This is a genomic window from Pseudomonas sp. 37 R 15, assembly GCF_900004865.1.
GTDB lineage: Bacteria > Pseudomonadota > Gammaproteobacteria > Pseudomonadales > Pseudomonadaceae > Aquipseudomonas > Aquipseudomonas fluorescens_AM.
This window is the reverse complement of record NZ_CVTV01000013.1, coordinates 43214-56377: the sequence shown is the minus strand read 5'-3', so window position 1 is coordinate 56377 and position 13164 is coordinate 43214. Positions and strand designations below refer to the sequence as shown.

Genomic DNA, 13164 nt, shown 5'->3' with positions numbered 1-13164 from the left:
CTTGATAATGATTAGACGGCAATCTTGTGGTCGGTCAGGCCAGGACTGCTGACCCGGTAGATACCGATTTCGCCCAACAGGTTGGGCCATAGCTTACTCGCCCAGCCGTGGCGGTGCTGTTGATCGACGGCAAGGCGGTTGATCACCTTGGCTTCACGCTCGCCACACAGGGCTTCGAAGTCTTCGAAAGTGCAAAAGTGGATGTTCGGCGTGTTGTACCAGGTGTACGGCAGGAAGTCCGACACCGGCATGCGACCCTTGGTGGCCAGGTACCAGCGGCAGCGCCAGTGACCGAAGTTGGGGAAAGTGATGATGCATTGGCGGCCGACGCGCAGCATTTCGTCAAGGATACGGTCCGGGTAGTGCACCGCTTGCAACGCCTGAGTCATCACCACGATGTCGAAGCTGTTGCTGGCAAAGTTGCCAAGGCCCTTGTCCAGGTCCTGCTCGATCACGTTGATGCCCTTGGCCACGCACTGGGCGATGTTGTCCGGGTCGTTTTCCAGGCCGTAGCCGGTGACTTGCTTGTTGTCGCGCAGCCAGCTCAGCAACTCGCCATCGCCGCAGCCCAGGTCGAGCACGCGACTGCCGGCGGGGATCCAGTCTTGGATGATTTCCAGGTCGGCTCTCATGGCGTTCTCCCAAAGCGTAAGCAATTCATATAAGCGCTATTCGGTTCATGTAATTGCTGAACGCCTGCAAGTAACGGGGGATGGGAATCAGGAAGGCGTCGTGGCCCTGCGGTGCATCGATCTCCAGATAGCAGACGTCTTTCTTCGCAGCCATCAGGGCGTCCACCAGTTCGCGCGAGCGCGCCGGCGAGAAGCGCCAGTCGGTGGTGAACGACATGACGCAGAACTTGGCCGTGGCGTGCTCGAAGGTTTTCGCCAGGTCGTCGTCATGGTTCGCGGCCGGGTCGAAGTAGTCCAGCGCCTTGGTCATCAGCAGGTAGGTATTGGCGTCGAAACGCCCGGAGAACTCCTCGCCCTGATAACGCAGGTAGCTTTCCACCTGGAACTCGACGCTGTGGAAGTCGTAGTTGAGCTTTTCGCTCTTGAGCCCACGGCCGAATTTTTCGCCCATGGAATCATCGGACAGGTAGGTGATGTGCCCGACCATCCGCGCCAGCATCAGGCCGCGTTTGGGGATCACACCGGCTTCCTGGAACGAACCACCGTGGAACTCGGGGTCGGTGAGGATGGCCTGGCGCGCCACTTCGTTGAAGGCAATATTCTGCGCCGACAACTTGGGGGCCGAGGCGATTGCGAGGCAATGACGCACGCGATCCGGGTAGGTGATGGTCCATTGCAGGGCCTGCATGCCGCCCAGGCTGCCGCCGATCACGGCGGCCCATTGGTCGATGCCCAGCAGGTCGGCGAGGCGCGCCTGGCTGTGCACCCAGTCCTCCACGGTCAGCACCGGGAAGTCGGCGCCGAAGGGCTTGCCGGTTTCCGGGTTGAGGCTGCTGGGACCGGTGGAACCGTTGCAGCCGCCGAGGTTGTTCAGGCTGACCACGAAGAACTTAGTGGTGTCGATGGGCTTGCCGGGGCCGATGCAGCTGTCCCACCAGCCGGGCTTGCGCTCGTCGACGCTGTGGAAGCCCGCGGCGTGATGGTGGCCGGACAAGGCGTGGCAGATCAGCACGGCGTTGCTCGCCGTGGCATTCAGTTGGCCGTAGGTTTCGTAGATCAGGTCGTAGGCTGGCAGCGAACGGCCACAGGCCAGGGCCAGCGGTTCGCTGAAGTGCGCCACTTGAGGCACGACCAGTCCAACGGAATCGGGGGGGAAGGCAGTTGGCATCGACCCTGCTCTCGTTTAAATGAGGCGTAAGTCTAAAGAGCGGGGGACCCAGCGGCAAGCAATGGCCTGCATCAGTAGACGGATACAAAATGTGGGAGGGAGCTTGCCCCCGATAGCAGTGGATCAGTCAGCTTATTTGTAACTGACCCACCGCGATCGGGGGGCAAGCCCCCTCCCACATTTTTTAGCGCATTTCAGATAAGGCCGAACAGCTCTTTAGGCATGAACGCATAGAACGCCAAACGCGGAATCACCCAGCTCTGAATCAGTTGGATCGCGATGAACGCAAAGATCGGCGAAATATCCAGCCCGCCCAGGTTCGGGATCAGGCGACGGAATGGCGCCAATACGGGCTCGGTGATCTGATACACCAGCTCGGCGCCCGGACTGCGGCTGCCCGGTGCGACCCAGGAAAGGATCACGCTGATGATCATCGACCAGAAGATGATCTTCAAGAACAGCGAGAAAATGCCAATCAGCGCCCATGGCAGCAGCAGCACCGTGAAGGCCTGGTAGCCGTTGAGCATCAGGATCACCACAAACAGCAGGATCTGCAACAGCAGTGCCAGTACCAGCGACGACATGTCCAGCCCGAACAGGCTCGGGATCACCCGGCGCAGCGGCTTGAGCAGGGGTTGGGTGGCCTTGACCACGAACTGGCACAGCGGGTTGTAGAAGTTCGCCCGCACCAGTTGCAGGATAAAGCGCATCAGCACGATCAGCAGGTACAGGCTGCCCAGGGTCTGGATGATGAAGACGGCAGCGTCATTGATTCCGAGCATGTTTGATTACCTTGGTAAGGGACGACTATTTGCCCAGTTGTTCGGCCATTTCGGCTGAACGATGTGCCGCGGCACCCAGTGCTTTTTCCACCAGGGCTTCAAAGCCCCCGGCCTGGAACGATTCGATGGCGGTGTGTGTGGTGCCGCCCGGGGACGTTACCCGGCGGCGCAGTTCGGCCGCATCCACGTCGCTGGACACCGCCATCTTCGCGGCGCCCAGGGCGGTCTGCTCGGCCAGTTGCTCGGCAACGTCGGCGGGCAGGCCCAGTTTCACGCCGGCGGCGGTCATGGCTTCGATCAACAGAAAAAAGTACGCCGGACCGCTGCCGGAAACGGCGGTGACCGCGTCCAGTTGCTGCTCATGCTCCAGCCACAGAGCGATGCCCACAGCGGATAACAGTTGCTGGGCTTGATCACGCTGCGCGGCGCTGACGTCGGCGGTGGCGTACAAACCGCTCACGCCCTGGCGCAACAACGACGGAGTATTCGGCATGCAGCGTACGATCGGCTGGGCGCCGAGCCAGTTGTTCATGCTGGCGCAGGTGATACCGGCAGCGATGGACACCACCAGTTGATGAGGCTGCAGGCTCGGGCGCAAGCTTTCGCACACGGCTTTCATGGCCTGGGGCTTGACCGCCAGCAGGATCACGTCGACGCCTTCGATGGCCTCGGCGTTGTCGGCAAAGGTTTCAATGCCGTGTTCGGCGCTGACACGGGCACGGGTCTCGGCGCCCGGGTCGCTGGCGCGAATCTGCGCAGCTTCCAGGCCCTTGGCCCGCAGGCCGCCGATCAGGCTGGCCGCCATGTTACCGGCGCCGATAAAGGCAATACGCATGTCTTTCATGACAGGTCCTTAGCTAAATGAACGTCAGCCATTTCACGGCTGGCCGTAGTCACGGGCACCAAACAGCGCGGTACCGATCCGCACCCAGGTGGCGCCTTGAGCGATGGCCGACTCGAGGTCGTGGCTCATGCCCATGGAAAGTGTGTCGAGCGCCAGGGCCAGGCTGCCTTGCAGCTCGCGCACCGCGGCGAACGCTGCATCTTGCGCAGCGCGATCTTCAGTCGGTTCGGGGATCGCCATCAAGCCCCGCAGCTTCAGGCGCGGCAGGGCGCTGATGGCGTTGGCCAGGGCCGGCAGGTCGGCGGGCGTACAGCCGGACTTGCTGGCTTCGCCACTGACGTTGACCTGGATGCAGATATTCAGCGCAGGCAGGTCGACAGGGCGTTGTTCGGACAGGCGTTGTGCGATTTTCAGGCGGTCCACGGAATGCACCCAGGCGAAGTTCTCGGCGATCGCGCGAGTCTTGTTCGATTGAATGGGGCCGATGAAGTGCCAACTCAAGGGCAGGTCGGATAATTGCGCCTGTTTGCCCAAGGCTTCCTGCAGGTAGTTTTCACCAAAATCATGCATCCCTGCGGCATAGGCTTCGCGTACGGCTTGCGCCGGTTTGGTCTTGCTCACCGCCAGCAGGTGGATGCCGCTTGCGTCACGCTGCACGGCGTCGGCGGCGGCGCGGATGCGCTGGCTAACCAAGCCGATGTTGTCTGCTATCGTCGACATTCAAGTTGCGCCCGTGGATATGGAGTCCGCGGCATTCTACTGGAAATGGAAAGCCCTATGGATATCACTGAATTACTGACTGCCAGCGTGCGCCGTGGCGCTTCCGACCTGCATCTGTCGGCCGGCCTTGCGCCGATGTTGCGCATCGATGGCGAGGTCTGGCCGCTGGATTGCCCGGTGCTGGCCGGGTCGCAGGTAGCGGATTTATTGAGCCCTTTGCTCAACCAGCACCAACAAAAGGATTTCGAAACATCTCTTGAAACAGACTTTGCCTTCGAGCTGCCCGGCGTGGCGCGCTTTCGCGTGAATGTGTTCCAGCAGGAGCGGGGAGTGGGGGCGGTGTTTCGCACTATTCCCAGCGACATCCAGAGCCTGGAAAGCCTTGGCCTGGGCGAGGTATTCCAGCGTATCGCGCAGCTGCCGCGCGGCCTGGTGCTGGTGACCGGGCCCACCGGCTCAGGCAAGTCCACCACCTTGGCGGCGATGATCGATTATCTGAATCGGCATCGACGCCAGCACATTCTCACGCTGGAAGACCCCATCGAGTTTATCCACAGGCCGAAAATGGCGCTGATCAACCAGCGCCAGGTGCATCGCGATACCCACAGCTTCTCGGTGGCGCTGCGCTCGGCATTGCGCGAAGACCCGGACGTGATCCTGGTGGGCGAACTCCGTGACCTGGAAACCATCCGCCTGGCGCTGACGGCCGCTGAGACGGGGCATCTGGTGTTTGGCACCTTGCACACCACCTCGGCGGCAAAGACGGTAGACCGGCTGGTGGACGTGTTCCCGGCCGGCGAAAAGGCCATGGTCCGCTCGATGCTGTCGGAGTCGTTGCAGGCGGTGGTCTCTCAGTTGCTGGTCAGGAAGATCGGCGGCGGACGTGTCGCGGCTCACGAAATCATGCTGAGCACGCCGGCTATTCGTAATCTGATCCGCGAAGACAAAGTGGCGCAGATGGTCTCGGCTATCCAGACGGGTGGTGCATTGGGGATGAAGACGCTGGACATGAGCTTGAAGGCGCTGGTGAGCGAGGGTGTGATCAGTCAGGAGCAGGCGCGGGAAAAGGCGAGGGTGCCGGCAGATATATAGCTCGCAAGACCAACACAAAACAAATGTGGGAGGGGGCTTGCCCCCGATAGCGGTGTATCAGCCAATGAATTTGTTGACTGATACTCTGCCATCGGGGGCAAGCCCCCTCCCACATTTACTGCATTTGAGCCTGGAATCAGCGCTGCACGATCCGCAGGGTGTTGTTCTGCTCTTTGGGCAGCACCCGCTTGGCGATCACATAGTTCTTGTCCCAGAACGGCTTTTTCAGTGTATCGATGCTCACCGACTTGCCGCGACGCGGCGCGTGGATAAAGCGGTCGTTACCCAGATAGATGGCAACGTGGTTGACCTGGCGGCTCTTGAGCTTGAAGAACAGCAAATCGCCCGGCTTCAGGTCTTTGCGATCGACTTTCAAGCCGTGGCCGGCCGCCATGGCGTTGGACGTACGCGGTAAATCCACCGCCTTGACGTCGTTGAATGCATATTTTACCAGGCCGCTGCAGTCGAACCCTTTACTTGGGCTGCTGCCGCCCCAACGATAAGGAGTACCGAGCACGTTCACGGCGCGGCTGAGGACATTGCTGCTCTGCTTGGTGTTCACGCCCAGCTGGGTGGAAAGCACTTTGCCGTGGGCCTTGCTCAGTTGAGTCGGGCGGCTGACGGTGGGCTTTGCCGATTTGGCGGTGCTGGGCGTGCTATGAACTTTGGGAGTAAAACCGTTAACGTTTGGAAGACGTTGCTCACGATTGGTGGCGTGGGCGGCCAGTGGCATTAATAGGCAAATGGTTAGCCATGTCTTGATAAATGGTCGCATTAGGCGTGGCTCATATGGGTTTGCGCGCAACTTTATAACAGCTTTTTGTGCTGTTCTCAGGCCGTTTGTCGACTGAACCTTGGGGGCAAATTCGGAAAAAACGCGACGATTAGCCGCAATTGTCCTACACAAGTCAGGTGGCATAAGGGTTTGAGGGCAGAACGATACCATTTACCGTGCGTCGGGCGCCCGTAAAAAAGTCACAAAAAAAATGAACAAATTTATCTATTGAGTGAAAAGAGGTCCTTCATGAACACCTATCAACAGGTTGCTTCGCAGCAAGACACCCACAGCAAGGTGATCGGTTACCTGCTATGGATTTTCGGTTTCACCGGAGCGCATCGCTTTTATTACGGCAAACCGGTCACCGGGACGATCTGGTTTTTCACCTTCGGCCTGCTGGGTATTGGCTGGCTGATCGACCTGTTCCTGATCCCGGCGATGGACCGTGAAGCCGACCTGCGTTTTACCGCCGGGCCCATCGAATACAACGTGGCCTGGATTCTGTTGGCGTTCCTGGGTGTGTTCGGCGTGCACCGGATGTACCAGGGCAAATGGATCACCGGCCTGATCTACCTGCTGACCGGCGGCTTGTTCCTGATTGGGGTGCTGTACGACTTCTGGACGTTGAACAGCCAGGTTTCGATCCGCAATGCCGAGCGCAATGGCGGACGCTGATCTCTCGGCCACATAGAGAACCACATGTGGGAAGGGGCTTGCCCCCTCCCACATTTACTGTGCCCACTTGAGGGCTGTCTCAAGCCTGGTAGCTGATCCGCCCATCCACCAGTGTGTAGCGCACCGTGGCCGGCAGGCTGTGGCCGATGAACGGGCAGTTTTCGCCTTTGGACAGCCAGTGTTCCCCGGCCACCGTGGAACTCGCCGGGTCAAACAGCACCAGGTCCGCCGCCGAACCCACCGTCAACTTACCCGCCGGCAGGCGTAAGGCCTCGGCCGGGCCCGCGCTCAGACGGGCCAACAGCGTAGGCAGGTCCAGCAGGCCATCCTCCACCAAGGTCATTGCCAACGGCAGCAGCAACTCGACACTGCTGATGCCAGGCTCGGTGGCACCAAACGGCGCCAGCTTGGCATCGCGCTCGTGGGGCTGGTGGTGGCTGGAGATCGCCGAGACCACGCCTGACTTCACCGCCGCACGCAAACCCTCACGATCGGCCAGGGTACGCAGCGGCGGTTGCACGTGGTAGAGGCTGGAGAAGTCGATCAGCGCCTCATCGGTCAGGATCAACTGGTACAGCGCCACGTCCGCCGTCACCGGCAAGCCACGGGCCTGGGCCTGGGCGATCAGGGCGACGCCGCGGGCGCTGGTCAACTGGCTGAAATGCGCGCGTACGCCGCTTTGTTCCACCAGCAACAGGTCACGGGCCAGGGCCACGGTTTCTGCGGTTTCCGGGATGCCCGGCAAGCCGAGGAAGCTGGCCACCGCGCCTTCATGGGCCAGGCCGCCTTCAGCCAGGTCGCGGTCCTGGGAATGAAAGATCACCGTCAGGTCGAACGTGGCCGCGTATTCCAGGGCCCGGCACAGGGTGCGCGTGCTGCGAAAGCTCTCCAGGCCGTTGCTGAACGCCACGCAACCGGCGTCGCGCAAGGCGATCAGTTCAGCCAGTTGCTCGCCCTCCAGGCCTTTGCTCAGCGCGCCCACAGGGAACACTTTGCAGTTGCCCGCTTCACGGGCGCGGTCGAGGATCAGCTCGGTGACCGCCGAGGTGTCCAGGACCGGCTTGGTGTTGGGCGGGCAGCACAGGCTGGTTACGCCACCGGCGGCGGCGGCGCGGGTTTCGCTGGTGATGTTGCCTTTGCGGCTGTAGCCCGGCTCGCGCAGGGCGACGTTGAGGTCCACCAGCCCAGGCGCTGCGATCAGGCCTTTGGCGTCGATGCTTTCGACTGCGCTGAAGCCTGCGGGCGCGGCACCGATGGCGATAATCTTGCCGGCGTCCAGGTGAAGGTCGGTAACGTGATCCAGGCCGCTGGCCGGATCGATGACTCGGGCGCCGAGAATGCTGAGCTTCACTGGGCGTTCTCCTGCTCGAATTGACGTTGCGCGGTTTGCCCGCTCATGGCCATGGACAGCACGGCCATGCGGATGGCGATGCCGTAGGTCACCTGGTTGAGAATCACCGACTGCGGGCCGTCGGCCACCGCCGATTCGATTTCCACCCCTCGGTTGATCGGGCCCGGGTGCATCACGATCGCATCCGGCTTGGCGCTGGCCAGGCGCGCGGTGGTCAGGCCGAACAGGCGGTAGAACTCGCCCTCGCTGGGCAGCAGGCCACCCGCCATGCGTTCGCGTTGCAGGCGCAGCATGATCACCACGTCCACATCCTTGAGGCCTTCGGCCATGTTGGTATAGACCTTCACGCCGTACTGCTCGATGCCGATGGGCAGCAGCGTTTTCGGGGCGATCACACGAATGTCCGGGCAGCCCAGGGTTTTCAGGGCCAGCATGTTCGAGCGCGCGACCCGCGAGTGCAGGATGTCACCGACAATGGCCACCGAGAGGTTTTCAAAGCCGCCCTTGTGCCGACGGATGGTGAGCATGTCGAGCATGCCCTGGGTCGGGTGGGCGTGGCGGCCGTCGCCGCCATTAATGATCGCCACATTCGGGCACACGTGTTCGGCGATGAAATGCGCGGCGCCGGAGTCTCCGTGGCGGACCACGAACATGTCGGCGGCCATGGCCTCCAGGTTGCGCAGGGTGTCGAGCAGGGTTTCGCCCTTGCTGGCCGACGAGGTGGACACGTTCAGCGTGATCACGTCAGCCGACAGCCGCTGCGCCGCCAGTTCAAAGGTGGTGCGGGTGCGCGTGGAGTTCTCGAAGAACACGTTGCAGATGGTCTTGCCGCGCAGCAGCGGGACCTTCTTCACCGCCCGGCCACCGACTTCGAGGAACGAGTCGGCGGTGTCGAGGATTTCGGTGAGCAGTTCGCGGGGCAAACCATCGAGGGACAGGAAGTGTTGCAACTGGCCCTGAGCATTGAGCTGCAGCGGGCGCTTGGCATCTAGAGGCGTCATCGCGGGGACTCTTTACAAGGCGGTTTAAAGGGCAAGGTCTTGCAGTTCGAGTTCGAGCGGCGTGGGACCGGACAATTTTACCCGCTGGTGGGCTTGCAAAGACAGCGTCGCGCCAACCACATCCGGGCTGATCGGCAATTCGCCAGCCTCCAGGTCCAGCAGGCACACCAGCGTGATACTGGCCGGGCGGCCGTAGTCGAACAGCTCATTCATGGCTGCGCGTATGGTGCGGCCGCTCATCAGCACGTCGTCGATCAGCACCAGGTGCTGGCCTTCGACCTCGAACGGCAGGGCCGAGGGTTGCACTTGCGGGTGCAGGCCGTTCTGGCTGAAATCGTCACGGTAGAAGGACACATCCAGCGTACCCAGGGGCGAATCGCTGCCCAGCGCTTCCAACAAGGCCTGGGCCACCCACACACCGCCGGTGCGGATGCCAATGAAGCGCGGTTCGCTGATGGCACGATGCTCCAGGTGCGCGTTGAGGTGTAACGCCATCTGGCTGATCAGTTCGGCGGGATTGGGCAGGCTCATGGTGGCTCCTTGTTAAGTGTGTAGGAGCGAGCTTGCTCGCGAAAAACTCATGGGCACCGCGTTCATCCAGCCTTCACGCGGTATCGTTAACGTTCTTCGCGGGCAAGCCCGCTCCCACAGGATCGCGGCGGGTCAGGATTCAAATAAAGCGGTGTTTTCATCCAGCCAGCCCTGCAACAACAGGGCGGCGGCGATGGCGTCCACGGGGTTGTCGCGGTAACTGCCTTTCTGTCCGCCACGGTCGCGTCGCTCGCCCTTGGCTTCAAAGGTGGTCAGGCGTTCATCGTGGGTATAGAAGGGCAGGTTGTAGCGGCCGTTGAGGCGGCGGGCGAACTTTTCGGCGCGCAGGCACATGTCGCTGGGGGTGCCATCCATGTTCAAGGGCAGGCCGACCACGACTGCATCGGGCTTCCATTCCTTGATCAGGGCTTCGACCTGGTTCCAGTCCGGCACGCCGTTCTGGGCCTTCAATGTGCACAGCTCGCGGGCCTGGCCGGTGATGACCTGGCCGACCGCAACGCCGATCTGCTTGGTGCCGTAGTCAAATCCCAGGATCAGACGCAAAGCCATCAGGCGTGCCCCGCCTGGCTGGTCAACAGGCTGAGGTTGACCCGCAGCTTGGCGGCGGCCGCTTCCAGGCGCAGTTCGCTGGCGGTGTTGAACAGGATGTCGGCGTCGAAGGGGCAGGTCAGCCAGGCATTGCTGGCCAGTTCGGCCTCCAGTTGCCCGGCTTCCCAACCGGCGTATCCCAGGGTAATCACACTTTGTTCAGGGCCGACGCCGTCGGCAATCGCGAACAACACATCCTGGGATGTGGACAGGGATACGCCCTCAAGGTCCACCGTGGCCTGGAATTTCGGCCCGGTGGGGTGCAACACGAAACCGCGATCGGTCTGCACCGGCCCGCCGATGTAGATCGGTACGCCCTGGCAACTGGCGGGAGGATCGATTTCCGGGCGCAGTTGCTCAAGGATATCGGCCAGGTTCAGCTCCTGCGGGCGGTTCACCACCAACCCCATGGCACCATTGGCCGTGTGCTCGACGATGTAGGTCAAGGTCTGCGCAAAGTTCGGGTCGGCCATATGGGGCATGGCGATCAGGAAGTGGTGCTTGAGGTAGGTCGGGCTGACATTTTTCATGTCCGCTAGTGTGGCGTCGGAGGGGCGAACTGACAAGCTGAGCGTGACCCTAATAGAGCGCCGTCTGCTTTTCTGTAGGAGCGAGGCGGGCGGCTAGCCCTTGCTCGCGAAGGTCGTTAACGATGACGCAGTGCTATCAGGTAGTCCGCGCCGCCTATGCGTTTTTCGCGAGCAAGCTCGCTCCTACAGTGAAGGAAAGTGCCGGAGTCAGTTGCTGGACAGCCGATCGCCCCTGGCGAATTTCCAGGTACGGATGATTTCCAGGCGGTCCACGTCGTTCAGGTCGCCGGTAAAGGGCGCAAAGGGCGCGGCCAGGCGCACGATGCGCTGGGCGGCCTGGTCCAGCAAGGGCTGGCCGGATGACTCCAGCACCTGCACTTCATAGAGCGAACCGTCGCGGTTGATCGACACCAGCAGGCGCAAATTGCCATAGATCTGCTGGCGGCGCGCCTCTTCCGGATAGTTGAGGTTGCCGATGCGCTCGACCTTCTTGCGCCATTCATCCTTATACCAGGCGCCTTTGTCGCGCATGGTCGAGGCGGCGTTCAAGCGGTAGATGCGTGGGCGCTTGGCGTAGAGCTGCTGTTCGTGGGCCAATTCGGCTTCCAGGCTGGAAATTTCGTCGGACAGCGTCGCGCTGTCGAATGTCGGCGCAGGCTTGACGGGCTCGGGTTTGGGCTCGGTTTTGGTTTTTTCGCGCTGGGTAGGAGCTTTTTGCGGCTTGGGCGCAACGGTGGTCACGGCAGCCTTGGGCGTAGCCTGTTTGACTTCCGGTCTGGGGGCCGGCGGCGGGGTGACTTTGTTGACCTTGTTGTCCTGGAACGGTGCCACTTCGGTGGTCTTGGGTACGGCTTTCTTGTCGAGGGTGCCGCTGCCTTGCTGGTTTTCCTGGGCGAGAAAGTCAGCCTTCTCGGGCTTTTTATCGCTCTTGAAGGTGGCAAGCGTGATTTCCAGGGTCTTGGTGATCTGTTTGGGTTCGACCATCGTGAAACCCACGCCCAGAATCAGTGCGAGGTGAACCAGCGCCGCCAGAAACAGGGTAAATCCGAGCCGATCAGCCGGGCGCACGCCGCTGTGGGAGAGTTCGGGGGGCAGTTCGGACGGCAGAGGCATAAAACCAACATCACCTGTATCGGGGTTCGGCATGATAGCGCAATGTTGGTTTTTAGCTTCAAGCGACAAGTTACAAGCTGCAAGCTTAAACGCGGTTTGCCTTAAGCTTGCGGCCGGCTTGCAGCTACAAGCTTAAACGCGGTCTGCTTCAAACTTGCGGCTTGTCGCTTGCAACTTGCAGCTTTTCGGCAATCACAGCCATCAACATTTCCCCGATATTGGTGCCAAATGCGTTATCAATCTCGCGAATACAGGTCGGGCTGGTGACATTGATTTCGGTGAGGTTCTCGCCGATTACGTCAAGTCCTACGAACAGCAAACCTTTTTCGCGAAGGGTCGGGCCCACTTGGGCGGCGATCCAACGATCCTTGTCCGACAGCGGTCGCGCTTCACCACGGCCACCGGCCGCCAGGTTGCCACGGGTCTCGCCGGCCGCCGGGATGCGTGCCAGGCAGTAATCCACCGGCTCGCCGTCGATCATCAGGATGCGCTTGTCGCCGTCCTTGATCGCCGGCAGGTAGGCCTGGCCCATGATCTGCTGGGTGCCCAGCGCGGTCAGGGTTTCCAGGATCACCGACAGGTTCGGGTCGCCTGCGCGGTGACGGAAGATCGAGGTGCCGCCCATGCCGTCCAGCGGCTTGAGGATCACATCGCCATGCCTGGCGGCGAACTCGCGCAGTACATCGGCGCGGCGGCTGACCACCGTCGGCGGCGTGCATTGTGGAAACAGCGTGGCGAACAGTTTTTCATTGCAGTCGCGCAGGCTTTGCGGCTTGTTGACGATCAATACGCCGGCGCGCTCGGCCTGCTCCAGCAGGTAGGTGGAATACACGAATTCCATGTCGAACGGCGGGTCCTTGCGCATCAGGATCACGTCCAGATCGCTCAGGGGGCTGTCGATTTCATCCTGCAGTTCGAACCACTTCTCGGGGTTGGCGAATACCTGCAACGGACGCATCCGCGCACGGGCCTCGCCATCGCCCTGGTAAAGGTCGCGCTGTTCCATATAGAACAGGCTCCAGCCGCGGGCCTGGGCGGCCAGGAGCATGGCCAGCGAGCTGTCCTTTTTATAGGAAATGCTGGCAATAGGGTCCATGACAATGCCGACGCGAACGCTCATGGGTTATTTCCTCTGGCAAATTGGGGCGCATAAAAGTGGCGTCAGAGTGGCGCTGCGGCTGTTGCGGGTCAAGGAAAAACCACCAGGCGAGTGCCTCGATAGATTGCGCCCGGAGACTGTGCTAAAAAGACTGCCACGGCGCAGCAGCCCTTGAATTCCAAGGCCTGCGGGGCTCATCCTGTGACACATCAGGCAGTACACACCGAAAACCGATTCGC

At 61.4% G+C, this 13164-nt stretch carries 15 protein-coding genes; 2 read left to right on the top strand and 13 right to left on the bottom strand.

Annotated elements, in window-relative coordinates; genetic code table 11:
* Positions 1 to 11 precede the first annotated feature (11 nt).
* The 5 genes from metW to BFQ04_RS03345 all read right to left on the bottom strand — a co-directional run bounded on the left by metW (position 12) and on the right by BFQ04_RS03345 (position 4146).
* Complete coding sequence (gene metW / locus BFQ04_RS03365) at positions 12 to 632, bottom strand: methionine biosynthesis protein MetW (RefSeq protein WP_016972957.1); 621 nt, start codon at positions 630 to 632, stop codon at positions 12 to 14.
* Between the two features lie 25 nt (positions 633 to 657).
* Positions 658 to 1800, bottom strand: coding sequence for a homoserine O-succinyltransferase MetX (locus tag BFQ04_RS03360; RefSeq protein ID WP_065949584.1), 1143 nt, complete (start codon positions 1798 to 1800; stop codon positions 658 to 660).
* Between the two features lie 194 nt (positions 1801 to 1994).
* Positions 1995 to 2582 carry a YggT family protein gene (locus BFQ04_RS03355; protein ID WP_057723513.1) on the bottom strand — a complete coding sequence of 196 codons (588 nt, stop codon included), beginning with the start codon at positions 2580 to 2582 and terminating at the stop codon, positions 1995 to 1997.
* Between the two features lie 25 nt (positions 2583 to 2607).
* Positions 2608 to 3426 (bottom strand): pyrroline-5-carboxylate reductase, encoded by an 819-nt coding sequence (gene proC, locus BFQ04_RS03350; protein WP_065949583.1) that lies wholly within the window; start codon positions 3424 to 3426, stop codon positions 2608 to 2610.
* A gap of 33 nt (positions 3427 to 3459) precedes the next feature.
* A complete protein-coding gene (locus BFQ04_RS03345) occupies positions 3460 to 4146 on the bottom strand; it encodes a YggS family pyridoxal phosphate-dependent enzyme (RefSeq protein ID WP_065949582.1) in 687 nt (228 codons plus the stop codon).
* A gap of 57 nt (positions 4147 to 4203) precedes the next feature.
* Here BFQ04_RS03345 and BFQ04_RS03340 point away from each other — a divergent pair, with 57 nt between their 5' ends.
* Positions 4204 to 5238 carry a type IV pilus twitching motility protein PilT gene (locus BFQ04_RS03340; protein WP_065949581.1) on the top strand — a complete coding sequence of 345 codons (1035 nt, stop codon included), beginning with the start codon at positions 4204 to 4206 and terminating at the stop codon, positions 5236 to 5238.
* Positions 5239 to 5374: 136 nt separating this feature from the next.
* Here the strand turns inward: BFQ04_RS03340 and BFQ04_RS03335 are convergent, their stop codons facing one another.
* Entirely contained in the window at positions 5375 to 6013 is a 639-nt protein-coding gene (locus BFQ04_RS03335) for a C40 family peptidase (protein WP_065949580.1), read from the bottom strand.
* Between the two features lie 249 nt (positions 6014 to 6262).
* Between BFQ04_RS03335 and BFQ04_RS03330 the strand changes: the two genes are divergently transcribed.
* The gene (locus tag BFQ04_RS03330) at positions 6263 to 6691 is read left to right on the top strand and encodes an NINE protein (protein ID WP_065885354.1); all 429 of its coding nucleotides are present in this window, start codon (positions 6263 to 6265) and stop codon (positions 6689 to 6691) included.
* A 79-nt stretch (positions 6692 to 6770) separates the two neighbouring features.
* On the opposite strand, the gene BFQ04_RS03325 is transcribed toward BFQ04_RS03330, so the two are convergent.
* The 7 genes from BFQ04_RS03325 to gshB form a co-directional block, all read right to left on the bottom strand.
* On the bottom strand, positions 6771 to 8042 hold the full coding sequence (locus BFQ04_RS03325) for a dihydroorotase (protein WP_065949579.1): 1272 nt from the start codon (positions 8040 to 8042) through the stop codon (positions 6771 to 6773).
* Positions 8039 to 9043, bottom strand: a complete 1005-nt coding sequence (locus BFQ04_RS03320; protein ID WP_065949578.1) for an aspartate carbamoyltransferase catalytic subunit — start codon at positions 9041 to 9043, stop codon at positions 8039 to 8041. Before BFQ04_RS03320 ends, BFQ04_RS03325 begins: the two co-directional genes overlap by 4 nt.
* Positions 9044 to 9067: 24 nt before the next feature.
* Complete coding sequence (gene pyrR, locus BFQ04_RS03315) at positions 9068 to 9574, bottom strand: bifunctional pyr operon transcriptional regulator/uracil phosphoribosyltransferase PyrR (protein ID WP_065949577.1); 507 nt, start codon at positions 9572 to 9574, stop codon at positions 9068 to 9070.
* A gap of 132 nt (positions 9575 to 9706) precedes the next feature.
* Entirely contained in the window at positions 9707 to 10144 is a 438-nt protein-coding gene (ruvX, locus tag BFQ04_RS03310; protein WP_003195067.1) for a Holliday junction resolvase RuvX, read from the bottom strand.
* Positions 10144 to 10713 (bottom strand): YqgE/AlgH family protein, encoded by a 570-nt coding sequence (locus tag BFQ04_RS03305; RefSeq protein ID WP_065891570.1) that lies wholly within the window; start codon positions 10711 to 10713, stop codon positions 10144 to 10146. Before BFQ04_RS03305 ends, ruvX begins: the two co-directional genes overlap by 1 nt.
* A gap of 207 nt (positions 10714 to 10920) precedes the next feature.
* Positions 10921 to 11826, bottom strand: coding sequence for an energy transducer TonB (locus tag BFQ04_RS03300; RefSeq protein WP_065949576.1), 906 nt, complete (start codon positions 11824 to 11826; stop codon positions 10921 to 10923).
* Positions 11827 to 11974: 148 nt separating this feature from the next.
* Complete coding sequence (gshB, locus tag BFQ04_RS03295; RefSeq protein WP_065949575.1) at positions 11975 to 12946, bottom strand: glutathione synthase; 972 nt, start codon at positions 12944 to 12946, stop codon at positions 11975 to 11977.
* Positions 12947 to 13164 lie beyond the last annotated feature (218 nt).

What these genes read in the sequence shown, in the direction of transcription:
- gshB (WP_065949575.1), bottom strand. Translation starts at nt 12,946, where the DNA reads ATGAGCGTTCGCGTCGGCATTGTCATGGACCCTATTGCCAGCATTTCC.
- BFQ04_RS03330 (WP_065885354.1), top strand. Translation starts at nt 6,263, where the DNA reads ATGAACACCTATCAACAGGTTGCTTCGCAGCAAGACACCCACAGCAAG.
- BFQ04_RS03320 (WP_065949578.1), bottom strand. Translation starts at nt 9,043, where the DNA reads ATGACGCCTCTAGATGCCAAGCGCCCGCTGCAGCTCAATGCTCAGGGC.
- BFQ04_RS03345 (WP_065949582.1), bottom strand. Translation starts at nt 4,146, where the DNA reads ATGTCGACGATAGCAGACAACATCGGCTTGGTTAGCCAGCGCATCCGC.
- proC (WP_065949583.1), bottom strand. Translation starts at nt 3,426, where the DNA reads ATGAAAGACATGCGTATTGCCTTTATCGGCGCCGGTAACATGGCGGCC.
- ruvX (WP_003195067.1), bottom strand. Translation starts at nt 10,144, where the DNA reads ATGGCTTTGCGTCTGATCCTGGGATTTGACTACGGCACCAAGCAGATC.
- pyrR (WP_065949577.1), bottom strand. Translation starts at nt 9,574, where the DNA reads ATGAGCCTGCCCAATCCCGCCGAACTGATCAGCCAGATGGCGTTACAC.
- BFQ04_RS03300 (WP_065949576.1), bottom strand. Translation starts at nt 11,826, where the DNA reads ATGCCTCTGCCGTCCGAACTGCCCCCCGAACTCTCCCACAGCGGCGTG.
- BFQ04_RS03355 (WP_057723513.1), bottom strand. Translation starts at nt 2,582, where the DNA reads ATGCTCGGAATCAATGACGCTGCCGTCTTCATCATCCAGACCCTGGGC.
- BFQ04_RS03340 (WP_065949581.1), top strand. Translation starts at nt 4,204, where the DNA reads ATGGATATCACTGAATTACTGACTGCCAGCGTGCGCCGTGGCGCTTCC.
- BFQ04_RS03360 (WP_065949584.1), bottom strand. Translation starts at nt 1,800, where the DNA reads ATGCCAACTGCCTTCCCCCCCGATTCCGTTGGACTGGTCGTGCCTCAA.
- metW (WP_016972957.1), bottom strand. Translation starts at nt 632, where the DNA reads ATGAGAGCCGACCTGGAAATCATCCAAGACTGGATCCCCGCCGGCAGT.
- BFQ04_RS03335 (WP_065949580.1), bottom strand. Translation starts at nt 6,013, where the DNA reads ATGCGACCATTTATCAAGACATGGCTAACCATTTGCCTATTAATGCCA.
- BFQ04_RS03305 (WP_065891570.1), bottom strand. Translation starts at nt 10,713, where the DNA reads ATGAAAAATGTCAGCCCGACCTACCTCAAGCACCACTTCCTGATCGCC.